This window comes from Kitasatospora sp. NPDC002522 (assembly GCF_053595195.1).
Genome location: NZ_JBSFXE010000006.1, coordinates 25,782 through 47,115, shown reverse-complemented (window position 1 = coordinate 47,115; position 21,334 = coordinate 25,782). Strand labels below are relative to the sequence as shown.

Here is a 21,334-nt window from a genome sequence, read left to right as displayed (position 1 = left end):
CTGATCCCCGCCCGACGACGAAGGCCCGGACCGCCCGACGGTCCGGGCCTTCGCCCTTCCGCACTCTGACGAGAGGTCAGCCGACGGTGACGGCCATCTTGCCGAGCGCCCGGCCGGACTCCAGGACGCGGTGGGCCTCGACGATGTCGGAGAACGGGAAGACCCGGACCGGGCGGGCCCGAAGGGTGCCGGCCTCGACCTTGGCGTAGATCCGGTCCAGCGGGATGTCGGCGAGCGGGAAGGCCGGGCTGCCGAGGACGAACGCGCTGGCGAAGAAGCTGAGTTGGACTCCGGTGGGGAGGTCGGCGATCGGGTCGAAGTCCGGTACGGGCTCGAAGCCTCCGAGGAACCCGATCTGGCAGACCCGGCCACGGGGCCGGACGGCGGCCAGCGAGTCGCGCAGGACGCTGTTGCCGACGATGTCCAGGACGGCGTCGACGGCGAGGTCCCGCTCCGCGACCTGGGCGGCGAGCCGGCCGTCGTCGATCAGGACCTCGTCGGCTCCGAGGCCCTCGAGCAGGGCCGCGTGGGCGGGGTTGCGGGTGCAGGCGAGGACCCGGGCGCCGTGGTCGACGGCGAGGTTGACGGCGGCCTGGCCGAGCGCGGAGGTGGCGCCGCGGACCAGCAGCGTCTCGCCCGCGCGCAGGTCCAGGTTGCCGAACAGACCGCTCCACGCCGTCGCGTACACCTCGGGGACGGCGGCCAGCTCCGCCCACCCGAGCGAGGAGCGCACCGCGACGACGTTGGCCGCGGGGACGGTCACCAGTTCCGCGTAACTGCCGTTGCGGGTACGCCCCATGCCGCCGAGGATCGCCACCACGACGGTCCCGGCGGCGAGTCGGCCGGACGGGTCGGACTCGACCACCCCGGCGCACTCGATCCCGGTGACCGCGGCGACCTCGCCCCAGGCTCCGGCGCGCATGTACGCCTCGGCGTGGTTGAGGCCGAACGCCTTGACCCGGACCAGGACTTCGCCGTCGGCCGGCACCGGATCGGGCAGCTCGGCGACGGTGAGCACCTCGGGACCGCCGTACGCGGAGATGACGATGGCCTTCATGATCGGGCTCCATTCTTGAATACTGGTTCAAATATTGGGCGCGAAAGAGAGCCACCGCGCGGGTGGCTCAGAGGAGGGACAGTGCGGCTACGGGTCAGGCGAGGGCGGCGAAGGCGTTGCCGACGATGGCGCGCAGCACCGTCTCGTCGGGGTTCGCCTTGCCGACCACCATCAGGCCCTGGCAGGTCGCGACCAGCAGTTTGGCGCTGCCGCCCGGGTCCACGGAGTCCCGCACCTGGCCCAGGTCGCGCGCGTTGGCCAGGGCCGCGGTCATGCAGCGCTCCAGCCGGGCCAGGTGGCCGCGGACCACGGCGGCCGCCTCGTCGTCCTCGGCGGCATTCTCGATCGCCGTGTTGACCAGGAGGCAGCCCTGCCGGCCCTCGGGGCTGAGCAGGTCGCGCACCAGCCCGTCGAAGTAGCCGCGGAGCTCCGCCAGCGAGGCGCCCGGCGCCTCCAGTTCGCCGAGCTTCTGCGGCACGACCAGCGTGGAGTAGCGCTCCAGCGACTTCAGGAACAGCGCGCGCTTGCCCCCGGGGAACGCGCTGTAGATGCTCCCGGGCTTCACCCCGGTGGCCTTCACCAGGTCCTCGATCGAGGTGGCCCGGTAGCCGCGCTCCCAGAACCGCAGCATGGCCTGGTTCAGCACGGTGTCGGGTTCGAACTCGCGAGGCCTGGGCATGCGGGAAACATACATGAGCGACCATTCAAGAACAAGCCGTGACCACGCACCGCCTCGCGCCGTGGTGCCCTAGAGGGCGGGTAGCCCGGTGGCGGCGGCGAGCCAGGCGGGGTCGAGGGCGAGGGCGGTGAGCTGGGGACCGTCGAGGAGCGGGGGGTTGGGGTAGAGCTCCATGCTGGCGGAGACTGCGCCGGGGACGTTGCCCGCGCTGGCGGTGATCAGGGTGCCGTCGGGGCGGCGCAGGGTGGCGCGCCAGACCTGCGGGACGCCGGGGTAGTCGGGCAGGTAGACGGTCAGCGAGCCGCCGCCGGGCTGCGGGGTGACGGTGCAGAAGGCGATGTCGCAGGTGTCGGGCCGGTTGCCGGGGGCGACGTGGGAGATCTCGATCTCGGCGGTCCCGGTGTGGGCGCCGTCGGTGACGGTGAACGCGGCCGCCACGCTGATCGCGGTGGGGCCGGTGGACGCGCCGAGCCCGTTCGGGCCCGGCCCGTGGGTCCAGGGCTCGCTGAGCCGCAGGCTCGGGGGGAGCTTGGCCCGCAGCATCTCCAGCAGCTGTGCGGCGGTCAGCGCCGTCGGCGTGGGGGACGGTGACGGCGTGGGCGAGCCACTGCTCGCCGAGGCGCTCGCGGAGCCGGTCGACGGGGCCACGGGCGCGGCGGCGGGACCGGACGGGGCGAGCACCAGCGTGGTGGCGGCGAGCACCGCGACCGCGCAGCTCGCCGTCGCGGTGGCGGTGAGGGTGCGCAGGCGGCGGGCGCGGCGGCCGCGGCTGAGCAGTTCGGCCACCGGGGCGGGCCCGCCGCCGGGGTGACGGTCCGCCAGGTCCCGTAGGGCCCGGGGGAGTCGTTCGTCGTCGGTGGTCATGCGGTGACAGCCTCCTGGTTCGCGAGCAGCGCGCCGCGCAGCCGGGCCATCGCCCGGGAGTTCTGGCTCTTGACGGTGCCGACGGAGCAGCCGAGCACGGCGGCGGTGTCCGCCTCGCTGAGGTCCTCGATGTGCCGGAGCACGACGACGGCGCGCTGCCGGGCGGGCAGGGCCCGCAGCGCGCGCTGCAGTTCGTCGGCCTCGTCGTAGGGCAGGCCGGAGCGGGCCTCGCCGTCCGGCAGGTCGGCGGTGAGGAGTTCCCGCCGCCGACGCCGCCACCAGCTGATGTTCCCGTTGACCAGCATCCGCCGCAGGTAGGCGTGCGGGTCGTCGGTGCCGACCCGCCGCCAGCGCAGGTACAGCTTCACCAGGCAGTCCTGCAGCAGTTCCTCGGCGCGGTGCCGGTCGCCGGTGATCAGCGTCGCGGTGCGCAGGTGCCGGTGCCACGCGGCCTCCACGAAGGCCGCGTACGCGTCGTCCTCGGTTCGTCGTCTCACACCCGCCACACGCCGCGGCGGGGGTGAAAGGTTGTCAGCGGCGGCCCACGAGATCGGCGGGTTGCGGCTGCAGGACCTCGACGAGTTCGGCGGTGCACATCATGTAGCCGTCGGGGGTGGGGAGTTGGGCCAGGTAGTGGGTGAGGTCGGCGCCGAGCGAGAAGACCCGGACGGCGGTGCCGGCGGTGTGGGCGGCTTCGACGACCCGGCGGACACCGTCGAGGACGGACGGGTGGCGGGTCTGGTAGGACTCGGCGACCAGGTGGTTGCCGCGGTCGGCGGCCAGGTAGAACTGCACCAGGTCCTTGACCCCGATGAAGAGCTCGCTGGCGCCGGCGGCGCACAGCTGCGGGGTGGCGTGGACGGCGGCGGGCGTCTCGATGAAGACGGAGAGCGCCGTCCCGGCCGGGAGTTCGAGGTGGGCCCGGAGCTGGGTGTACTCGTCGGCGTCGTTGATGAACGGGACCGAGAGGTGGATCCGCCGCGCCTGGTCGCCGAGCCGGGTGCGCAGGGTGTCGAGCAGGCTGTGCAGGGCGTCCCGGTAGGGCGTGGAGCCGAGCAGCCAGCGGGCGCCGTGCAGGCCGAGTTCGGGGTTGGGCTCGACGGCGACGGGGGCCTGTTCGGTGACACTGGCGGCGTGGTCGGACCGCAGGTCGAGCAGGCGCAGGATGAGCCGCTGGTCGGGGAGGAGTTCCTCGACGAAGGCGACCAGGCGTTCGGCGATCGCCCGGCCGTAGCGGGCGGTGTCCTCGGGCCCGCCGTCGAGGGCGTCGAGCGGGCTGAGCCCGGCGGCGAGGCAGAGGAACTCCTCGCGGATGAAGAAGGAGTCGACGCGCTTGGCGTTCGGGCCGGAGGAGTTGACGGTGCGGATGTCCTGGAAGTCGGCGATCACCGCGCAGGCGGCACCGAGGTCCTCGGCGGTCGGCGCGGCGGCCTCCGGCACGGGGGCGGCCTCGGCGGCCGGGTCGGGGTCGAGCAGGATCGCGGCGTTCTCCAGGTCGAGGGTGACCTCGCCGACCAGCGCGGCGAGGTCGGCCTCGTCGACCCGGAGCACCGGGATGCCGCGGCCGCGGCACAGCGACTGCATGTGGCCGGTCTGTCCGCCTTCGCCGCAGATGACGGCGCTGGCCGCGATGATCGCGTCGTACAGACCGGCCTCCAGGTTGGGGGCGATCAGGATGGAACCCGCCTGCGGATCTCTGGTGCGGTTGCAGGTGCCGCGCAGGATGGCCCGGTTCGCACCGGTGAGCAGGGAGCCCTGGATCCGTCGCCCGTTCAACTACTCCTCCATGTCCTCGTCGGCGTCCGCGGTGCTCGCGATCCCCAGTTGCCGCCGCAGTTGACGCGGCGTCACGGAGACGTCGGTGAGTCGCCGGACGGCGGACCGGTTGACCGCGGCCCGCAGTCGGCGGTGGCGGTGCCCGGTGTCGTCCGGGGTGGCGAGGGGGCCGATCAGGGCGTCCACGCGGGCGTCGAGTCCTTCCCGTTCCACGCGGTCGCGGGCGGCCAGCCTCCTCACCTCCAGCTTCACAGCGTGCTCGAAGGAGGGCCCGGCCGCTTCCTCGAACGTGCCGTCGGGGGTGTCGGATTCGGCCAACTCGTAAGTAGCGGGCGACAGTTCCAGTTGCTCGATGACGTGGGCGGCGACCGCGATGGAGTGGTTCTTGATCGCGGCGAGGTTGAAGGCGAAGGCACCGGTGCGGCCGTTGCGGACGATCTCGTCGCCCTCACGCAGCGGGCCGACGGCGGTGAGCGGACCGGCGGGGCGACCGGCCGGGTCGAGCAGGACGCCGCGGTGGTCGACCTCCAGGCCCCGTCCGGTGCGGTCGTGCGGGACGGCGAGGCCGCGTCGCAGCAGGTTGCGCCAGAGCGGACGCTCGACCCGCCGGTAGTCGGTCTCCCGGCCGAAGTTGGAGACCACCAGGTCGGCTTGGACGGTGTGCTTCTCGTCGGCGGTGGCGACGGTCACCTCCAGCCGGTCGGCGGCCACCGGGGTGATCGCCTGGACGGCGCCGACCAGCAGGCCGACCGGGCCGGGCTGCATGGAGCGTTCGATGATCTCGATGGTGTACTGCACCGCGCCGACCCGGATGGCGGCGATCGCGGTGCCGAACTCGTCGAGCAGGGCCCGCAGTTCGGGTGAGGGTATGCGTTCGAGGGCGGCCGGCAGGTGCGGCTCCCAGGCCTTGGAGACCCGCTCGGCGACCACCTGGGGGGCGACGTCGGGGAACTCGCGGGAGACGATGGCGCAGGCGGCCTCCCATTCGGCGCGGACCCGTTCCAGGAACTCCTCGCGGTTCCGGTACGGCTCCAGCAGGGCGGCCGGGCACGGGAGTTGCAGGACACCGTGCTCGTGGGCACCGGGGTAGGCGCGGAACATGGTGCCGGTGCGGGAGATCAGCCGGATGTCGCCGGTGTGGCCGCGGCGCAGCAGCAGGCCGGCCGAGTCGTAGGCGCTGAGCACCGAACCGACGATCACCACGTTCGCCTCGGGGGGCAGCGCCTCCAACTGGCGGATGCCGTCGGCGGAGTAGGGGTGGCGGACGAAGCGCGGGTGTTCGAGGACCTCGGTGGCGAAGGGCAGGTCCTTGAGTTCCAGGCCGGTGGCGAGGACGACGTGCGCGGCGGGCAGTAAGGACCGGGCGCCGTCCTGACCGATCGTCAGGTCGTAGCCGGTGGCGGTGGGGGCGAGGTCGAGGGCCTCGCCGTCGGTCTCGGTGAGCAGGACGCCGGGGTAGGCGTCGCGGGCGGCCTCGGCGAGGCGCTGCTCCAGGTAGTCCTGGAAGATCCGCCGGGGCGCCGGGCCCTGCTCGGTGAACTCGTGGTCGATCCACTGGGACGGCCAACCGCCGCGGTCGGCTTCCCGGTTCGCCCAGTGGACGAAGTCGAGGACGTCCTCGCGGAAGACCGACATCCGGCCGGCCTGGATGTTGAAGACGTGGTCCCAGGGGTTGCCGTCGCGGTGGTAGGCGACCCCGGCGGAGCGGTAGTCGGTGCGCCGCTCCAGCAGGACGATCTCCACCGGGCGGCGGGCGAAGCGGAGCATTCTGATCGCGGTGGCGGTGCCGGCCAGGCCGGCTCCGACCACCACGACCCTGGGACAGGTGCCTGTTCGACTCATGCTGAAGCCTCCCGGTCGCGGGATCGGAGGGTGCGCGGGCTGTCCGCGGACCAGGCTAGGCGTGCGGGGTGTCAGGACAGGCGGCCTCCCCCCGGAACGTGACGGATGGGGCGCATGTGACGTACGAGGTGCTGATGGTGCGTCAATGACCGAGGCCCGGAGCGCTGTTGCGCTCCGGGCCTCGGGTCGGGCCGGGGTCGGTCAGCCGGCCAGCAGCTCCAGGGTGTCCACGACGCGGTGCGAGAAGCCCCACTCGTTGTCGTACCAGGCGACCACCTTGACGTGGCGGCCGTCGACCCGGGTGAGCGCCGAGTCGAAGATCGAGGACGCGGGGTTGCCGGTGATGTCCGAGGAGACCAGCGGGTCCTCGGAGTACTCGAGGATGCCGGCCAGCGGCCCGGCGGCGGCCTCCCGGTAGGCGGCGATCACCTCGTCGCGGGTCACCTCGCGGGCCACGGTGGTGTTGAGCTCGACGATCGAGCCGACCGGGACGGGCACCCGGATCGAGTCGCCGGAGAGCTTGCCGTCCAGCTGGGGCAGCACCAGGCCGATCGCCTTGGCGGCGCCGGTGGTGGTCGGGACGATGTTGACGGCCGCCGCCCGGGCCCGGCGCGGGTCGCGGTGCGGGCCGTCCTGGAGGTTCTGCTCCTGGGTGTAGGCGTGCACGGTGGTCATGAAGCCGTGCTCGATGCCCGCCAGGTCGTCCAGTACGGCGGCCAGCGGGGCCAGCGCGTTGGTGGTGCAGGAGGCGTTGGAGACCACGGTGTGCAGCTCCGGGTCGTACGCGCCGGTGTTGACACCGTACGCCAGCGTCACGTCGGCGCCGTCGGACGGGGCGCTGACCAGCACCTTCTTCGCACCCGCGGCCAGGTGCGCGCGGGCGGCCTCGGCCGAGGTGAAGCGGCCGGTGGACTCCAGCACGATGTCGACGCCGAGTTCGGCCCAGGGCAGCTGGGCGGGGTCGCGCTCGGCGAGGACCTTGATCCGGCGGCCGTCGACCACCAGGGTGTCGCCCTCGACGGTCACCGGGCGGCCGAGCCGGCCCGAGGTGGTGTCGTAGGCGAGCAGCCGGGCCAGCGCGGTGGGCTCGGTGAGGTCGTTGACGGCGACGACCTCCAGCTTGCTGTCGCGCTCCAGCAGGGCGCGGAGCACGTTGCGTCCGATGCGGCCGAATCCGTTGACGGCGATGCGGGTCATGGTGGGCGGTGTCCTTTCGGTGGGTGGACACCTCCACTCTGCTACTCGGCCCGGCCGCCTGGCATTGGCGCGCGTGCCATGGTTCGCAAGGATCGCGCCACGGCCGGAACGGGCGTCACTCGCCCCGGGTGAAGGTGCGCCGGTACTCGCTGGGGCTGGTGCCGAGGATGTGCTGGAAGTGCAGCCGCAGGTTGGCGCCGGTGCCCAGGCCGGTCTCGACGGCGATCTGCTCGACGCCCAGTTCCGAGCGCTCCAGCAGCTCCCTGGCCCGGTCGACGCGGGCCCGCAGCACCCACTGCATCGGGGTGTAGCCGGTGTCCTCGACGAACCGCCGGGAGAAGGTGCGCGCGGAGACCGCGGCGTGCCGGGCCATGGAGTGCACCGTCAGCGGCTCGCCGAGCCGGTGCAGCGCCCACTCCCGGGTGGCGGCGAACCGTTCGCCGACCGCCTCGGGGACGCTGCGCGGCACGTACTGGGCCTGGCCGCCGCTGCGGTAGGGCGCGGCGACCAGGCGGCGGGCGGCGTGGTTGGAGGCGGCGACGCCGAGGTCGCGGCGCAGCACGTGCAGGCACAGGTCGATGCCGGAGGCGGCGCCGGCCGAGGTGAGGACGCTGCCCTCGTCGACGAACAGCACGTTCTCGTCCACCTGCACCAGCGGGTACTTGACGGCCAGCGCCCGGGTGTAGTGCCAGTGCGTGGTGGCCCGCCGCCCGTCCAGCAGCCCGGTGGCGGCGAGCGCGAACGCCCCCGTGGAGATCGCCGCGAGTCGCGCCCCGCGCCGGTGCGCGGCGACCAGCGCGTCGACAACGGCGGGCGGCGGGTCCTCCCGGTCGGGGTGGCGGTAGCCGGGGACGAAGACCGACTCGGCCCACTCCAGCGCCTCCAGGCCGTGCGCCACGTGGTACGACAGCCCGTCCCCGCCGGTCACCAGCCCGGGCGCGGCCCCGCACACCCGCACCTCGTACGGCATGCTCGCCCGGGTGGTGAAGACCTGCGCGGGGATGCCGACGTCCAGCGGCTTGGCGCCTTCGAGGACCAGGACGGCGACGCGGCGCAGGCGGGGAGCTGACACCCCCTCACGCTAGCGCTGGTGCCGGGCTTCCGGCTCCTGCGCCTCGGGCCCGGTCACAGGTTGGCGTCCAGGTAGCGGGTGAGGGCGGCGCTGGTGCGGGCGAGTTCGGCGGCCTGACGGTCCATCCGGTCGCGCAGGTCGCGGATCCGGTCGGCGAGGGCGGGGCAGCGGTCGGCCTCGGGGCCGGCCGGGCCCTCGCAGGGGAGGAGGTCGCGGATCGCCTCGGTGGGGAGGCCGAGGGCGAGCAGGGCCCGGATCCGCTCGACCTGTTCGGCGGCGTCGGGGCCGTAGTCGCGGTAGCCGTTGGGCAGCCGGACGGAGTCGAGGATGCCCTGCTGCTCGTAGTGGCGCAGCGAACGGGCGCTGGCCCCGGTCACCCGGCTGAGTTCGCCGATCCGCACCGCTGTCCGCCTCCGCTCACCGGCTTGACCTTGACACCGGTGTCAGAGTCTAGCGTCCTCGGCATGAGCCCTCGTTCCTCTCGAACTCCCGCCCTGAACTGGACCGTTGCCGACATCCCCGACCTGGCCGGCCGGACCGCCGTGGTGACCGGCGCCGCGAGCGGCCTCGGTCTCGCCGTCACCCGCGAGCTGGCCGCCCGCGGTGCCCTGGTGGTGCTGGCGGCCCGCGACACCGCGAAGGCGGAGCGGGTCCGGGCCCGGCTGCCGCGCGGCGCCGGGCAGGCCCTGGTGCTGGAGCTGGACCTCTTCGACCTGGCCTCGGTGCACCGCTTCGCCGACGCGCTGCACGACCGACTCCCGTCGCTGGACCTGCTGGTGGCGAACGCCGCGGCGAGCAACCAGCCGGCGCGGCTGAGCGCCGAGGGGGTGGAGGTGCAGTTCGCCACCAACCACCTGGGCCACTTCGCGCTCACCGGACGGCTGTCGGAGCTGCTGGAGCGCGGCCGCGACCCGCGGGTGGTGTCCGTGGTCTCGGCCCTGTACCCGCGCGGCACCCTGGAGTTGGAGCGGCTCGGCGCGACCGCGGGTTACTCCCCCGGCCGCGCCTACATCCGCTCGAAGCTGGCCAACGTGCTGTTCGCCCGGGAACTCCAGCGCCGCCTGCACGCGTCCGGCTCCCCGGTCCGCAGCTTCGCCGCCCACCCGGGCATGGCCCGCACCCCGCTGCACGACACCTACCCCTCCCCCGTGGTGCGGGCGCTCACCAGGACCGTCGCCGCGCTGATCGGCCGCGAGCCCGAGCACGCCGCCGCCCCGATCCTCTACGCCGCCACCGCCCCGGACGCCTCCCCCGCCACCGTCTACGGCCCGACCGGTCCCAAGGCCCACCCGCGGATCCGCCCCGAGCCGTTCACCGGCCCGGGCGCCGACGACGACGCCGCCCGCGCCCTGTGGGCCGCCTCGGAACGCCTCACCGGCCTCGCCCTGCCGAGCCGCTGAGCCCACCGAGCCTGCTGAAGCCGGGATCGGGGAGGCGCGCTAGTCCGCGATGCCGACCGTCCGGCCGACCATCTCGGGCTCGCGCAGGCTGCGCAGCATGCAGTGCGCCACGTCCGCCCGGGAGGCGGTCCGGCCGCCGCGGATGTTCCGGCCGTAGGCGATGCGGTAGTCCCGGCCGAGCGGCTTGTCGGTGAGCTGCGGGGGTCGGATCACCGTCCAGTCCAGGCCGCTGGCGTGCAGGACGTCCTCCATCCGGGCCAGGTCGGCGTAGTGGCCGCGCAGCACGGCCTTCACCACCGGGCTGAGCACGTGCCGCATCACGAAGCCGTCGCCGGGGTCGTGCCGCGGCGGGTGCGGACGGGCCGGGCTGGCGACGGTGCCGATCGGGGCGGCGCTGACCACCACGATCCGCCGCACCCCGGCCTGCCGCATCGCCTCGACGGCGGCCCGGGTCCCGTGCTCGGCCACCCCGAGCCCGGCCTTGCCGACCGCGCCGAGCCCGGAGAGCACCGCGTCCGCACCCTCGACGGCGGGGCGCAGCTCCGCGGCCCCGGCGCCGGCGAGGTCGGCGCGGACCACCCGTACGGTCGGGTGGTCGGCCAGCTTGGCGGGGTTGCGCACCACCGCGGTCACCTCGTGGCCCTCGGCCACCGCCTGCTCCAGCAGCTGCCGGCCGATGCCACCGGTGGCCGCGAGTATGGTCAGTTTCATCGTCGTGCCTCTTTCCTCTGTCGTCTCATCAGGTGACGTGGCGTCAGGTGCGGGCCGGGGCGACCCGGCCGAGCTTGTCGGGGTTGGTCACGAAGTAGATGTCGGTGACCTGGTCGCCGTCCGCGGCCAGGTCGAGGACCAGGACGGCGAACGGCGCGTCGCCGACGAACAGCAGCGCCGACGGATCGCCGTTGACCGTCGCCCAGCGCACCCGGATGCCGTGCGGGGCGCGCGCCGCACCGCCGACCAGCAGCCGGGCGACCTGCCCGCGACCGCGGACCGGGCGCGGCCCGGCGGCGGTCGCCTTGCCGCCGCCGTCGGCCCACAGCGTCACCTCGGGGGCCAGCAGTCGCAGCAGTTCCTCCAGGTCGCCGCCGCCGACGGCGGCCGCGAACCGCTCGGTGACCTGCTGGCGCAGGCGGGGGTCGGCCCGGTAGCGCGGGCGGCGGGCCTGGACGTGGGCGCGGGCCCGGTGGGCGAGCTGCCGGACGGCGACGGGGCTGCGGCCGAGGATCTCGGCGGTCTCGGGGTGGCTGTAGCCGAACACCTCGTGCAGCACGAAGACCGCCCGCTCCAGCGGGGTGAGGGTCTCCAGCACCACCAGCAGCGCCATCGACACCGCCTCGCCGTGCTCGCCCTCCGGGCCGTCGGCGTACCCGGCCCCGGCCACCAGCGGTTCGGGCAGCCACGGCCCGAAGTAGCTCTCCCGCCGGCGGCTGATCTCGGTCCGCCGGGCGAGCGCCGTGTTGACCGCGGTGCGCACCAGGTAGGCGCGCGGATGGACGATCGGCGGGGCATCCGGGTCCCGGTACCGGGTCGACCAGGACAGCCAGGTCTCCTGCAGCACGTCCTCGGTGTCGGCGACCGTTCCGAGCAGGTTGTAGACCATCGAGAACAGCAGTTCCCGATGCTCGGTGAACACCTGCGTCGCGGCGTCGGCCCCGGCGGGCTGCGGACTGTCGGACCTCACGGCATCTCCTCTCGCGTCTGCACCCCGAGAGTCCCAGCCGCGGCCGGGTGTGACATCGGTCCGGAGATTTCCGCGCGGAAATGTCGCGGCGGCGGGCGCACCGCCCACGACGACGGGGCCCTCACCCCTGACCGTGCGTCAGCGGGTGCGGGCCCCGAGGGTCCGTGGGAAGCGGGAAGGGGCCGGCCGGGTCAGCCCATGCTCTTCGCGCCGTCCAGGCCCTCGCGGACGATGTCGGCGTGCCCGGCGTGCTGGGCGGTCTCGGCGACGATGTGCAGCAGCACCCGGCGGGCCGACCAGCGGCCGCCCGGCTCGAACCAGGGCGCGGCGGGCAGCGGGTGCTCGGCGTCCAGGTCGGGCAGCGAGACCACCAGCTCGTCGGTGGCCCGGGCGGCGTCCGCGTAGTCGGCGAGCACCTCGGCGAGCGTCTCGCCGGGCAGCAGGCGGAACTCGTCGGCCCGCGCGGCGTAGTCGGCCTCGGTCATGGCGGTGAAGTCCGGCATCGCGGACGGGCCGTGCACCAGGAACGCCGCCCAGGTCCGCTCGACCGACGCCACGTGCTTGATCAGCCCGCCCACGCACAGCTCGCTGACGGTGGAGCGCAGCGCGGCCTGCTCGTCGGTGAGGTCGCGGGCGGTGAAGCGCAGGAAGTAGCGCTGCTTGCCGAGCGCCTCCAGCAGGTCGGCGCGCTCGCCGGTGGCGCGGGCGGCGGCGGTCTCGGGGGTCTGGGTCTCGGTCAGGGTGCTCGACATGGTGGTCGCCTCTCCTCGGGGCTGGGCCTCGTTTCGTGTTCCACGCTAGAGGGCATTGCGGCCAGTTCCTGTCCGCAATTCGCGAGAGGATCGGGGCATGGCGAACACCAGCTCCCGGACCCTGCGGCTGCTCACCCTGCTCCAGACCCACCGGTTCTGGCCCGGCGAGGAGCTCGCCGGGCGGCTCGGCGTCTCGGCCCGCACCCTGCGCCGGGACGTCGACCGGCTGCGCGAACTCGGCTACCCCGTCGAGGCGCAGCGCGGCGTGGACGGCGGCTACCAGCTGGCCGCCGGCGCGGCGCTGCCGCCGCTGGTGATCGACGACGAGGAGGCGGTCGCGCTGGCGATCGGCCTGCAGGCGGCGGCGGACGGTGCGGTGGAGGGCATCGCGGAGGCGTCGGTGCGGGCGCTGGCCAAGGTGGTGCGGGTGATGCCGGCCCGGCTGCGCCACCGGGTCGAGGCGCTGCGGGCGGTGACCGTGCCGACGTCGTGGGGCGAGCGCGGCGGGACCCAGGTCGATCCGGACGCGCTCACCGCCGTCGCGCTGGCCTGCCGGGACACCGAGCAGCTGCGCTTCGGCTACACCGCCGCCGACGGGCGCGTGAGCGAGCGGCTGGTGGAGCCGCTGCGCCTGGTCCGGGTGGACCGCCGCTGGTACCTGGTCGGCTACGACGTGACCCGGCACGACTGGCGCACCTTTCGGCTCGACCGGCTGACCGCTCCGCACGGCACCGGCGCGCGGTTCCGCCCGCGCGAGCTGCCCGCCGAGGACGCCGCCGCCTTCGTCCGGGCCGGCCTGACCGGCCAGGCGGGCCCGCACCGGGTCGAGGCGGTGGTGCACTCCCCCGCCTCGACGGTCCGTCAGCGGATCGGCCGGTGGGCCGAGGTGACCGAACTCCCCGACGGGAACTGCCTGATCCGGGTGAACGCCGACTCCCTGGAGTGGCCCGCCCTGGCCCTCGGCTCCCTGGAGGCCGACTTCGAGGTCCGCTCGCCCCCCGAACTCCGTACCCTGCTGGCCGCCTGGGGTGACCGGTTCACCCGCTGCACCCGGGAGTAGGGCGGGCCACCCGGGCGTCTCGCTCAGTCCTGCGGCGTGAAGGCCCGGGCGTTCTCGGCGGCCCAGGCGCGGAAGGTGCGGGCCGGGACGCCGAGCAGCGTCTCGGTGGTGTCGTGGATCGCGGCCGGCCCGGCGGTCGCGGCGGCCCACAGGTCGAGCAGCGCGCCGGCGTAGGCGGGCGGCAGGTGGCGGCCGAGCTGGCGCTCCGCCTCGGCGCGGCTGACGGTCTCGACCGGGATCGGCCGGCCGAGCGCCTCGCCGAGCTGGGCGAGCTGCGCGCGGAAGGTCAGCGAGTGCGCGCCGGTGAGGGAGACCGCGCCGCCCGCGAAGGCGGCGCCGGTCAGCGCGGCGGCGGCCAGGTCGGCGAGGTCGTCCGGGTGGATCGGCGCGGTCTGCGCGTCGGGGTAGGCGAGCTGCACGGGCAGGCCGGCGGCGATGGCGTGCGCCCAGCCGTACGCGTTGGAGGCGAAGGCGTCCGGCCGCAGCAGGGTGGCGGGCAGCCCGGACGCGGTCAGGGCGCGCTCCACCGCCAGGTTGTGCGCGCCGATCGGGTCGGTCTCGGCGGCGGGGCCGAGCACCGCGGACGAGGAGAGCAGCACCACGTGCTCCACCCCGGCGGCCGTGGCGGCGGCGGTGAACGCCGCGATCCCGGCGGGCTCGGGGTACAGGAAGACCTGCCGCACCCCGTCCAGCGCGGGCGCGAAGGTCTCCGGCCGGCCGAGGGCCAGCTCGACGCGCTCGACGCCGTCCGGCGCGGCGAGTTCGGCCGGGCGGGCGCTGGCGGCGCGCACCGGCAGGCCGGCGGCGTGCAGGCGGGTGAGGACGCCGCGGCCGACCTGGCCGCGGGCGCCGGTGATGAGAACGGTCATGGGGGTCCCCCTGGAAGTCGTCTTCACGTGTACATATGCATGCTCACATGCACACATATTCTCGTCAACATATATTTGCCGCCCCGCATGGACCTCCTAGGATGGGCGCATGACGAACAACCAGGGGCACAGCGCCGACCCGGACACGGAGGAGCTGCTCAACGCGGTCGGCCCGGCCTTCTCCAAGCTGCGCCGCACCGCCCTGCTGGAGGTCGCGAACCCGATCTCCGCCAAGGACCTCAGCCGCACCCTGGTGCTCAACCTGGTCCACCAGTGCTCCCGCGACGCCGCCCGCGAGGTCACCGTCGGCGCCATCGCCGAGCTGCTCGGCATCGACCCCTCCGTCGCCAGCCGGATGGTCACCGACAACATCAAGGCCGGCTACCTGCTGCGCGCCGCGTCCCAGGAGGACGGCCGCCGCACCGTCCTGCACCTCACCGACGCCGGCCGCGACCTGATGGCCCGACTGCGCCGCCACCAGCGCGAGGCGTACGACCACATCACGGCCGACTGGTCCGACCACGACCGCGTCGAGTTCGCCCGGCTGATGCTCAAGTACGTCGACTCCCTCGACCGGCTCTCCGACCGCGGCCCCCACTCCCCGGCACAATCGGACGAGTGACCCCCCAGACGCTGCTCACCCCCGCCGAGGCCGCCGAACGATCCGGCTTCAGCCTCGACACCCTGCGCTACTACGAGCGCATCGGCCTGCTCACCGCCATCACCCGCGCCACCAGCGGCCACCGCCGCTTCGCCCCCGACGACCTCGCCTGGCTCACCATCCTGCGCTGCCTGCGCGACACCGGCATGCCCATCGCCGAGATGCGCCGCTACGCCGAACTCGCCCGCACCGAGGGCCCCGAGAGCCTCGCCCGCCGCATCGCCCTGCTCGAACAGCACGACACCGCCGTCGCCACCCAGATCGCCCTGCTGCAACGCCAACGCGACCACCTGCGCGCCAAGCTCGACTACTACCGCAGCGTCCTCGACGAGGTCTCGCCCACTCCGTCCGATGCGCACGAGGGAGTTCCCCAGTGACCGAGGAGTTCGACGTCGTCGTGGCCGGTGGCGGCCCGACCGGGCTGATGTTGGCGTGCGAGTTGCGGCTGCACGGGGTGCGGGTGGTGGTGCTGGAGCGGCTGGCGGAGCCGACCGGGCAGACCCGGGGGCTCGGGATGCACGCGCGCAGCGTGGAGGTGCTGGACCAACGCGGGCTGCTGGAGCGGTTCCTGGCGGTCAGTGAGACCTTCCAGGCGGGCGGGATGTTCGGCGGGATCCGGACCACGTGGCCCGAGGGACTGGACACCGCGCACCCGTACGGGCTGGCGACCCCGCAGCCGGTGACCGAGCGGCTGCTGCACGAGCGGGCGCTGGAGCTCGGGACGGAGATCCGGCGCGGCACCGAACTGGTCGGGCTGGTGCAGGACGCGGACGGGGTGAGCGTCGAGCTGGCGGACGGCGGACGCCTGCGCGGCCGCTACCTCGCGGGGTGCGACGGCGGCCGGAGCACGGTGCGCAAGCTGCTGGGCGTGGACTTCCCGGGCGAGCCGGCCACGGTGGAGACGCTGATCGGGGAACTGGCGCTGACGGCGGATCAGGCGGAGATCGACGCCGTGATGACCGAGGTGCGCAAGACCCAGCTGCGGTTCGGGATCGGCCCGCTCGGGGACGGGCTGTTCCGGGTGGTGGTCCCGGCGGCGGGGGTCACGGAGGGCAGGGTCGAGCCGACGCTGGAGGAGTTCCGGGAGCAGCTGCGGGCGGTGGCCGGCACCGACTTCGGGGCGCACGCGCCGCGCTCGCTGTCCCGGTTCGGCGACGCCACCCGGCAGGCCGAGCGCTACCGGGTGGGCCGGGTGCTGCTGGCCGGCGACGCGGCGCACATCCACCCGCCGATCGGCGGCCAGGGCCTGGGCCTCGGCCTGCAGGACGCCTTCAACCTGGGCTGGAAGCTCGCCGCCGCCGTCGACGGCTGGGCCCCGGACGAGCTGCTGGACAGCTACCACGCCGAGCGCCACCCGGTGGGCGCCCGGGTGCTGGAGAACACCCGCGCCCAGATCACCCTGACCGGCACCGACCCCGGACCGACCGCGCTGCGCGCCCTGTTCACCCGGCTGCTGGACTACCCGGACGTCAACCGCCACCTCACCGCGATGATCACCGGCCTGGACGTCCGCTACGACTTCGGTCCGGGCCACGAGCTGCTCGGCAGCCGGATGCCCGACATCCCGCTGGAGCGCGGCCGGCTGTACGAGCGGATGCACACCGCCCGGGGGCTGCTCCTCGACGGCACCGGCAAGCTCTCGGCGGCCGGCTGGGCCGACCGGGTCGACCACCTCACCGGCACCGGCCCGGAGTTGCCGGCCCCCGCGGTCCTGCTCCGCCCGGACGGCCACATCGCCTGGGCCGGCCACGAGCAGGCCGAGCTCGCCGCCCACCTCACCCGCTGGTTCGGCACCCCCGCCTGAACGCGCGGGGCCCGTTCCGCCGGGTTCGGCGGAACGGGCCCGTGGTGACGGACCGTCAGCCCATGGTCTTCTGGCCGTCCAGCGACTCGCGGATGATGTCGGCGTGGCCCGCGTGCTGGGCGGTCTCGGCGATGACGTGCAGCAGGACGCGGCGCACGCTCCAGGTGGCGCCGGGTTCGAACCAGGGCGAGCGGGGCAGCTCCTGCAGCTGGTCGAGGTCGAGCGTGGTGGCGACCAGCTGGTCGGTGTGGTCGGAGACCTGCCGGTAGCGCTCGAGCAGGCCGGGCAGCGTCTCGTCCTCCAGCATCCGGAACTGGTCGCCCCAGGCGGAGTCCTGCGGGCTGCCGTCGGCGCGCATCGCCTCGGCCCCACCGACCGCGAACCTCAGCCAGCGCTGCTCGACGCCGGCGACGTGCTTGATCAGCCCGCCGAGGCACAGTTCGCTGGCGGTGGTGCGCTCCCGGGCCTGGTCGTCCGTCAGGTCCCGCACGGTGTACCGCAGGAAGCCGCGGTGCTTGTCCAGCGCGGCGAGCAGGTCGGCCCGTTCGCCGGTCGGCGCGGCGGCGTCGGTGGCGGCCACCGGATCAGCCCGCCTGGACCAGGCTGGGCGGCTCGCCCTCCGCGGCGGCCGGGTCGATCACCGAGAACGCGGCGCCCTGCGGGTCGACGAAGGAGGCGAACCGCCCGAACGGCGTGGTCATCGGGCCGAACACCAGCTCCCCGCCGGCCTTGGCGACCCGGGCGAGGGCGGCGTCGGTGTCCTCGACGATGAAGTAGACGCTGACGAAGGACGGCACCTGGGCGGGCACCTCCGGCCCCATGCCCATCGAGCCGAGCACCGGCTCGCCGCCGAGGCTGTAGACGCTGTAGTCGACGTTGTCGTCCTGCATCCGCTGGACGACGTACGGGAACACCTTCGGGAAGAAGGCGTTGGCCGCGGCGGTGTCCCGGGTGAAGACCTCGGCCCAGCCGTAGCTGCCGGGCACGTCGCGCAGCTCGAAGCCCTCGTGGTCGCCGCCCTGCCAGATGCCGAAGACCACGCCGGCCGGGTCGCCGGCGATCGCCATGGTGCCGAAGCTACCGACCTGCATCGGCTCCATCAGCACCTTGCCGCCGGCCGCGCGGACCTTCTCCGCGGTGGCCGCGGCGTCCGGCGAGGCCAGGTAGAGCACCCACGCGGAGTGGCCCTCCTGCCCGGGCATCGGCGGGACGACGGCGGCCACCGCCTTGCCGTCCTTGTAGGCCTGCGTGTAGTCCCCGAACTCCGACGAGGCCTCGCCGAAGGTCCAACCGAGCACCTCACCGTAGAAGCTCTTGGCGCCCTCCAGGTCGGCGAACATCGCGTCCGCCCAACACGGGGTGCCCTCGGGTCGCGCAGCCATCTGTGACTCCCTCCGCCGTTCGACAGGAAACCGAAAACGGTTGATACAGCCGGTTTCTGACACGCTATCGGCTGCTGCCGACACCCGCCCGGCGGCACGCCAGCACCTGTACGAACCGCTGTTGCCCAGCGGTGACAGTCAGCGCACAGAGCACGGACCTTGGACTGTCAATCTTTAGACATCGCCCGAACGGACGGCCGGAAGAACGGCCGGGAAGCCGCAGGGCGAAGAACACCGAGAAGCACCACCGACCACGTCCCTGGGGGGAACCATCCATGTCCGCGCGCGCCCGCCTCCGCCGTTCCGCCGCCGTTGCCTTCGTCGCCGCCGTCACCGCCGGCTCCGCCCTCGCGCTGACCGCCTGCGACCCCGAGACCCAGACCGGCGCCCCGGCCAAGCCCAGCGCCACGGCCTCGAAGAGCGGCTCCCCCGCCGCCTCGGCCTCCGCCTCCGCGAGCGCCTCGACCGCCCCGAGCGCCACCGCCTCCACCGCGGCCCCGTCCTCCGCCGCCCCGGCCACCTCCGCCCCGGCCATGCCGAGCGCGACCCCTACCAAGGCGGCGCTGAACGGCACCGCGGGCAACGGCCTGACGATCAGCAACGGGACCCGCTACGTCGTGATGAACGGCACCGTCGTGGACTTCGGCACCGTGGTGCGTGACCTGGCCTGGTCCCCGGACGGCAAGCACGCCGCCTTCGTCGACGGCGAGGGCAACCTGGAGATGTCCGCCCCCGACGGCAGCAACCGGGTGATGGTCGCCAAGGCCCCGTCCGGCGTCACCTGGTCGCACCCGACCTGGCAGGTCAACGGTGCCGGCGAGAACGGCTACATCAAGGCCCGCAACAACCTGCTCTTCACCGCGGACGACCACGGCACCCTGACCCTGCTCAGCGCCCCGGCGCAGGCCGGCGGCGTCCCGGCGGTCCTCTCGCTGAACCCGTACTTCGACGACGAGAACACCAAGCCGCTCCCGCAGACCGGCAACCTGTGGCCGAACGTGGGCGGCCACGCCGGCACCGCGGTGTACGCCAACCAGGCCGACGGCCAGGTGTACATCCGCGACGACTACCTGCGCCAGCAGGGCGGCGCGGTGACCAAGGGCTCCCAGCCGGCCCTCGGCCCCGACGAGCAGGACGTGGTCTTCGTCCGATCCGTCGGCGGCCACGACCACATCTTCGAGTCCTCGCTGCGCGAGCAGAAGAAGGTCGAGCGCGACCTCACCCCGGACGCGGCCACCGACTACACCGAGCCGGCCGTCTCCAAGGACGGCAAGACCGTCGCCTTCCGCGGCCAGGACGGCGTCTACACCGTCCCGCTCGCGGGCGGCAAGATCGTCAAGGTCTCGGACACCGCCGGCCTGCCCGCCTACCGCTGAACCGTCACCGCTCCGACAGCCGCGCCAACTCGGCCTGCAGCTCCGGCAGCTGACTGTCCGCCGTGTCGTGCGGCAGGTACTCCACCAGGTCGACGAATCGGAACAGCACCCGGTCGGGCGTGATCCCGAACTCGTAGTCGGCGAAGCCGACCACGGCGCCCAGCTCGCCCCGGGCGACCCCCCGGACCACGTGTCCGGTGAGGTCGTCCGGGGCTTCGCTCTGATCGGCCGTCACCCGGCGGCGGGCGTTCGGCCGGGCCAGGTACGGGCAGACCATCGAGGCGTACAGCATGCACGCCCGGTGGCCGGGGCCCTCGAGGGTCGGCGCCATGTTGCGGTACGGGCGGCCGGAGGCCAGCGCCTCGGCGATCGCCGCGCTCTCGGTGGCGCCGACCACCCGCCACACCGGGCCGCGCGGCATCAGGGTGTTGCAGACCGAGCAGAGCCGCTCCCGGGCGCAGGTCGCGCTGCGCTCGTAGTCGGTGAGCGCGAACTGCGGCCGGCCGTCCTCCCACGGGGTGATCGCGGGCACCGGGTAGCCGCGCTCGTCACGCGGGCGGGCGTCCACGGTCGGCGGCATGGGGACGGAGTCGAAGCGCATGCCCCATCCCTATCACGTGCCCGTCCGCTCCCGGCAGGTCACCCGCGCGGTACCGCGTAGGCGGTCAACTCGGCACTTCCGGGTGCGAGTTGTCGCCACTCGCCGGGCACCTCCAGGACCGCGACGGCGGCGGTGGAGAACTTCTCCCGGACCCGCTCCAGCGGCTCGCTCCCCTCGTCCCGGGCCAGCAGCAGCACCAGCTCCTGCACCTCCGGACGGTGCCCGACCAGCAGCACGGTCCGCACCGGCGACGGCAACTCCCTTAGCAGCTGCACGAGTTCATCGGCGTCGGCGCGGTACGCCCGGGGCTCCAGGACCAGGTCGGGGGCGCCGTCGAGCTCGGGTTCGGCCAGCTCCCAGGTCTGCCGGGTGCGGACCGCCGTCGAGCACAGCACCCGGTCCGGCGCCAAGCCGTGCGCGTGCAGCCAGCGTCCGGCCGCCGCCGCGTCGGCCCGGCCGCGTTCGGCGAGCGGGCGCAGTTCGTCGGGGACGTCCGGCCAATCGGACTTGGCGTGCCGCAGCACGATCAACCGCCGGTGTTCGGTCATCCCCCCAGTGTGGCCCGTCCACCCCCCCGCCGCCCCGCCCCCGGCGCGCGCGTGTTGCGTCCGCACGGCCGCCGCGCGGCTGACAGGATGGAAGCCCCGACCCCGTTCCGGAGGCCGCCATGGCTGTCACCGTCCACCTCGCCCAGCAGGACGACGCCGACGAACTGCTCGGCCGCAGCCCGCTGGCCGCGCTCACCGGGATGCTGCTGGACCAGCAGGTGCCCATGGAGAAGGCGTTCGCCGGACCGCTGGTGATCGCCCAGCGGATGGGCGCCGACGACCTCGACGCGCACGCCATCGCCGCGCAGGACCCGGAGGCCTTCGCCGCGCTGTTCGCCGAGAAGCCCGCCGTGCACCGCTACCCCGGCTCGATGGCCAAGCGGGTCCAGCAGCTCTGCGCCTACCTGGTCGAGCGCTACGACGGCGACGCCGAGGCGGTCTGGCGCGACGCCGCCACCGGGAAGGAGCTGCTGAGCCGGCTCAAGGCACTGCCCGGCTACGGCGTGCAGAAGGCGCAGATCTTCCTGGCCCTGCTCGGCAAGCAGTACGGGGTGCGGCCGGAGGGCTGGCGGGAGGCGGCCGGCGCGTACGGCGAGGAGGGCTGCTACCGCTCGGTCGCCGACATCACCGGCCCGGAGTCGCTGCTGAAGGTGCGCGCCACCAAGCAGGAGGCCAAGGCCGCCGCGAAGGCCGCCAAGGGCTGACGCCCCCGG

General features: G+C 74.1%; 24 protein-coding genes. 7 read left to right on the top strand and 17 right to left on the bottom strand.

The window, feature by feature from the left end; all coding sequences use genetic code 11:
• Positions 1-76 precede the first annotated feature (76 nt).
• The 9 genes from ACWD4U_RS06505 to ACWD4U_RS06465 form a co-directional block, all read right to left on the bottom strand.
• Entirely contained in the window at positions 77-1,057 is a 981-nt protein-coding gene (locus ACWD4U_RS06505; RefSeq protein ID WP_363459703.1) for a zinc-binding dehydrogenase, read from the bottom strand.
• 94 nt (positions 1,058-1,151) lie between these two features.
• A complete protein-coding gene (locus ACWD4U_RS06500) occupies positions 1,152-1,736 on the bottom strand; it encodes a TetR/AcrR family transcriptional regulator (protein WP_363459704.1) in 585 nt (194 codons plus the stop codon).
• A gap of 69 nt (positions 1,737-1,805) precedes the next feature.
• Positions 1,806-2,600 (bottom strand): hypothetical protein, encoded by a 795-nt coding sequence (locus tag ACWD4U_RS06495; RefSeq protein WP_363459705.1) that lies wholly within the window; start codon positions 2,598-2,600, stop codon positions 1,806-1,808.
• Positions 2,597-3,097 carry a SigE family RNA polymerase sigma factor gene (locus ACWD4U_RS06490; RefSeq protein WP_363459706.1) on the bottom strand — a complete coding sequence of 167 codons (501 nt, stop codon included), beginning with the start codon at positions 3,095-3,097 and terminating at the stop codon, positions 2,597-2,599. Before ACWD4U_RS06490 ends, ACWD4U_RS06495 begins: the two co-directional genes overlap by 4 nt.
• Positions 3,098-3,131: 34 nt before the next feature.
• Positions 3,132-4,376: a putative PEP-binding protein gene (locus ACWD4U_RS06485; RefSeq protein WP_363459707.1), complete on the bottom strand. Its 1,245-nt coding sequence runs from the start codon at positions 4,374-4,376 to the stop codon at positions 3,132-3,134.
• Complete coding sequence (locus ACWD4U_RS06480; protein WP_363459708.1) at positions 4,377-6,218, bottom strand: FAD/NAD(P)-binding protein; 1,842 nt, start codon at positions 6,216-6,218, stop codon at positions 4,377-4,379.
• A gap of 201 nt (positions 6,219-6,419) precedes the next feature.
• Positions 6,420-7,415, bottom strand: coding sequence for a type I glyceraldehyde-3-phosphate dehydrogenase (gene gap, locus ACWD4U_RS06475; RefSeq protein ID WP_363459709.1), 996 nt, complete (start codon positions 7,413-7,415; stop codon positions 6,420-6,422).
• 115 nt (positions 7,416-7,530) lie between these two features.
• Positions 7,531-8,487: a GlxA family transcriptional regulator gene (locus ACWD4U_RS06470; protein ID WP_363459710.1), complete on the bottom strand. Its 957-nt coding sequence runs from the start codon at positions 8,485-8,487 to the stop codon at positions 7,531-7,533.
• Between the two features lie 53 nt (positions 8,488-8,540).
• Positions 8,541-8,888 (bottom strand): MerR family transcriptional regulator, encoded by a 348-nt coding sequence (locus ACWD4U_RS06465; RefSeq protein WP_363459711.1) that lies wholly within the window; start codon positions 8,886-8,888, stop codon positions 8,541-8,543.
• A gap of 63 nt (positions 8,889-8,951) precedes the next feature.
• On the opposite strand from ACWD4U_RS06465, the gene ACWD4U_RS06460 reads away from it, so the two are divergent.
• Positions 8,952-9,887: an SDR family NAD(P)-dependent oxidoreductase gene (locus tag ACWD4U_RS06460; protein ID WP_363459712.1), complete on the top strand. Its 936-nt coding sequence runs from the start codon at positions 8,952-8,954 to the stop codon at positions 9,885-9,887.
• A gap of 39 nt (positions 9,888-9,926) precedes the next feature.
• Here the strand turns inward: ACWD4U_RS06460 and ACWD4U_RS06455 are convergent, their stop codons facing one another.
• The 3 genes from ACWD4U_RS06455 to ACWD4U_RS06445 all read right to left on the bottom strand — a co-directional run bounded on the left by ACWD4U_RS06455 (position 9,927) and on the right by ACWD4U_RS06445 (position 12,320).
• On the bottom strand, positions 9,927-10,598 hold the full coding sequence (locus ACWD4U_RS06455) for an NAD(P)-dependent oxidoreductase (protein ID WP_363459713.1): 672 nt from the start codon (positions 10,596-10,598) through the stop codon (positions 9,927-9,929).
• Between the two features lie 43 nt (positions 10,599-10,641).
• Positions 10,642-11,568: a sigma-70 family RNA polymerase sigma factor gene (locus ACWD4U_RS06450; RefSeq protein WP_363459714.1), complete on the bottom strand. Its 927-nt coding sequence runs from the start codon at positions 11,566-11,568 to the stop codon at positions 10,642-10,644.
• A gap of 191 nt (positions 11,569-11,759) precedes the next feature.
• Positions 11,760-12,320 carry a DinB family protein gene (locus tag ACWD4U_RS06445; RefSeq protein WP_363459715.1) on the bottom strand — a complete coding sequence of 187 codons (561 nt, stop codon included), beginning with the start codon at positions 12,318-12,320 and terminating at the stop codon, positions 11,760-11,762.
• A gap of 97 nt (positions 12,321-12,417) precedes the next feature.
• Here ACWD4U_RS06445 and ACWD4U_RS06440 point away from each other — a divergent pair, with 97 nt between their 5' ends.
• Entirely contained in the window at positions 12,418-13,380 is a 963-nt protein-coding gene (locus ACWD4U_RS06440; protein ID WP_363459716.1) for a helix-turn-helix transcriptional regulator, read from the top strand.
• 23 nt (positions 13,381-13,403) lie between these two features.
• Here ACWD4U_RS06440 and ACWD4U_RS06435 read toward each other — a convergent pair whose 3' ends face one another.
• Positions 13,404-14,249 carry an NAD(P)H-binding protein gene (locus tag ACWD4U_RS06435; protein WP_363459717.1) on the bottom strand — a complete coding sequence of 282 codons (846 nt, stop codon included), beginning with the start codon at positions 14,247-14,249 and terminating at the stop codon, positions 13,404-13,406.
• Positions 14,250-14,358: 109 nt separating this feature from the next.
• Between ACWD4U_RS06435 and ACWD4U_RS06430 the strand changes: the two genes are divergently transcribed.
• Genes ACWD4U_RS06430 through ACWD4U_RS06420 form a run of 3 tightly spaced genes read left to right on the top strand, consistent with a single transcriptional unit; the run spans position 14,359 to position 16,714 of the window.
• Positions 14,359-14,871 carry a MarR family winged helix-turn-helix transcriptional regulator gene (locus ACWD4U_RS06430; RefSeq protein ID WP_363459718.1) on the top strand — a complete coding sequence of 171 codons (513 nt, stop codon included), beginning with the start codon at positions 14,359-14,361 and terminating at the stop codon, positions 14,869-14,871.
• Positions 14,868-15,287, top strand: coding sequence for a MerR family transcriptional regulator (locus ACWD4U_RS06425; protein ID WP_363459719.1), 420 nt, complete (start codon positions 14,868-14,870; stop codon positions 15,285-15,287). The genes ACWD4U_RS06430 and ACWD4U_RS06425 overlap by 4 nt, the downstream gene beginning before the upstream one ends.
• Positions 15,284-16,714: an FAD-dependent monooxygenase gene (locus tag ACWD4U_RS06420; protein ID WP_363459720.1), complete on the top strand. Its 1,431-nt coding sequence runs from the start codon at positions 15,284-15,286 to the stop codon at positions 16,712-16,714. The genes ACWD4U_RS06425 and ACWD4U_RS06420 overlap by 4 nt, the downstream gene beginning before the upstream one ends.
• Positions 16,715-16,769: 55 nt before the next feature.
• Here the strand turns inward: ACWD4U_RS06420 and ACWD4U_RS06415 are convergent, their stop codons facing one another.
• Positions 16,770-17,294 (bottom strand): DinB family protein, encoded by a 525-nt coding sequence (locus tag ACWD4U_RS06415; RefSeq protein ID WP_363459721.1) that lies wholly within the window; start codon positions 17,292-17,294, stop codon positions 16,770-16,772.
• Between the two features lie 4 nt (positions 17,295-17,298).
• Positions 17,299-18,096, bottom strand: coding sequence for a VOC family protein (locus tag ACWD4U_RS06410; RefSeq protein ID WP_363459722.1), 798 nt, complete (start codon positions 18,094-18,096; stop codon positions 17,299-17,301).
• A 275-nt stretch (positions 18,097-18,371) separates the two neighbouring features.
• Between ACWD4U_RS06410 and ACWD4U_RS06405 the strand changes: the two genes are divergently transcribed.
• Positions 18,372-19,472, top strand: coding sequence for a TolB family protein (locus ACWD4U_RS06405; RefSeq protein ID WP_363459723.1), 1,101 nt, complete (start codon positions 18,372-18,374; stop codon positions 19,470-19,472).
• Between the two features lie 4 nt (positions 19,473-19,476).
• Here ACWD4U_RS06405 and ACWD4U_RS06400 read toward each other — a convergent pair whose 3' ends face one another.
• Together ACWD4U_RS06400 and ACWD4U_RS06395 are read right to left on the bottom strand one after the other, a co-directional pair.
• Positions 19,477-20,073, bottom strand: coding sequence for a hypothetical protein (locus ACWD4U_RS06400; RefSeq protein ID WP_363459724.1), 597 nt, complete (start codon positions 20,071-20,073; stop codon positions 19,477-19,479).
• A gap of 38 nt (positions 20,074-20,111) precedes the next feature.
• The gene (locus ACWD4U_RS06395) at positions 20,112-20,621 is read right to left on the bottom strand and encodes a SixA phosphatase family protein (protein ID WP_363459725.1); all 510 of its coding nucleotides are present in this window, start codon (positions 20,619-20,621) and stop codon (positions 20,112-20,114) included.
• Between the two features lie 119 nt (positions 20,622-20,740).
• On the opposite strand from ACWD4U_RS06395, the gene ACWD4U_RS06390 reads away from it, so the two are divergent.
• Positions 20,741-21,325 (top strand): HhH-GPD-type base excision DNA repair protein, encoded by a 585-nt coding sequence (locus tag ACWD4U_RS06390; RefSeq protein WP_363459726.1) that lies wholly within the window; start codon positions 20,741-20,743, stop codon positions 21,323-21,325.
• Positions 21,326-21,334 lie beyond the last annotated feature (9 nt).

What these genes read in the sequence shown, in the direction of transcription:
- ACWD4U_RS06445 (WP_363459715.1), bottom strand. Translation starts at nt 12,320, where the DNA reads ATGTCGAGCACCCTGACCGAGACCCAGACCCCCGAGACCGCCGCCGCC.
- ACWD4U_RS06410 (WP_363459722.1), bottom strand. Translation starts at nt 18,096, where the DNA reads ATGGCTGCGCGACCCGAGGGCACCCCGTGTTGGGCGGACGCGATGTTC.
- ACWD4U_RS06400 (WP_363459724.1), bottom strand. Translation starts at nt 20,073, where the DNA reads ATGCGCTTCGACTCCGTCCCCATGCCGCCGACCGTGGACGCCCGCCCG.
- ACWD4U_RS06395 (WP_363459725.1), bottom strand. Translation starts at nt 20,621, where the DNA reads ATGACCGAACACCGGCGGTTGATCGTGCTGCGGCACGCCAAGTCCGAT.
- gap (WP_363459709.1), bottom strand. Translation starts at nt 7,415, where the DNA reads ATGACCCGCATCGCCGTCAACGGATTCGGCCGCATCGGACGCAACGTG.
- ACWD4U_RS06460 (WP_363459712.1), top strand. Translation starts at nt 8,952, where the DNA reads ATGAGCCCTCGTTCCTCTCGAACTCCCGCCCTGAACTGGACCGTTGCC.
- ACWD4U_RS06440 (WP_363459716.1), top strand. Translation starts at nt 12,418, where the DNA reads ATGGCGAACACCAGCTCCCGGACCCTGCGGCTGCTCACCCTGCTCCAG.
- ACWD4U_RS06390 (WP_363459726.1), top strand. Translation starts at nt 20,741, where the DNA reads ATGGCTGTCACCGTCCACCTCGCCCAGCAGGACGACGCCGACGAACTG.
- ACWD4U_RS06405 (WP_363459723.1), top strand. Translation starts at nt 18,372, where the DNA reads ATGTCCGCGCGCGCCCGCCTCCGCCGTTCCGCCGCCGTTGCCTTCGTC.
- ACWD4U_RS06500 (WP_363459704.1), bottom strand. Translation starts at nt 1,736, where the DNA reads ATGCCCAGGCCTCGCGAGTTCGAACCCGACACCGTGCTGAACCAGGCC.
- ACWD4U_RS06455 (WP_363459713.1), bottom strand. Translation starts at nt 10,598, where the DNA reads ATGAAACTGACCATACTCGCGGCCACCGGTGGCATCGGCCGGCAGCTG.
- ACWD4U_RS06480 (WP_363459708.1), bottom strand. Translation starts at nt 6,218, where the DNA reads ATGAGTCGAACAGGCACCTGTCCCAGGGTCGTGGTGGTCGGAGCCGGC.
- ACWD4U_RS06435 (WP_363459717.1), bottom strand. Translation starts at nt 14,249, where the DNA reads ATGACCGTTCTCATCACCGGCGCCCGCGGCCAGGTCGGCCGCGGCGTC.
- ACWD4U_RS06495 (WP_363459705.1), bottom strand. Translation starts at nt 2,600, where the DNA reads ATGACCACCGACGACGAACGACTCCCCCGGGCCCTACGGGACCTGGCG.
- ACWD4U_RS06430 (WP_363459718.1), top strand. Translation starts at nt 14,359, where the DNA reads ATGACGAACAACCAGGGGCACAGCGCCGACCCGGACACGGAGGAGCTG.
- ACWD4U_RS06505 (WP_363459703.1), bottom strand. Translation starts at nt 1,057, where the DNA reads ATGAAGGCCATCGTCATCTCCGCGTACGGCGGTCCCGAGGTGCTCACC.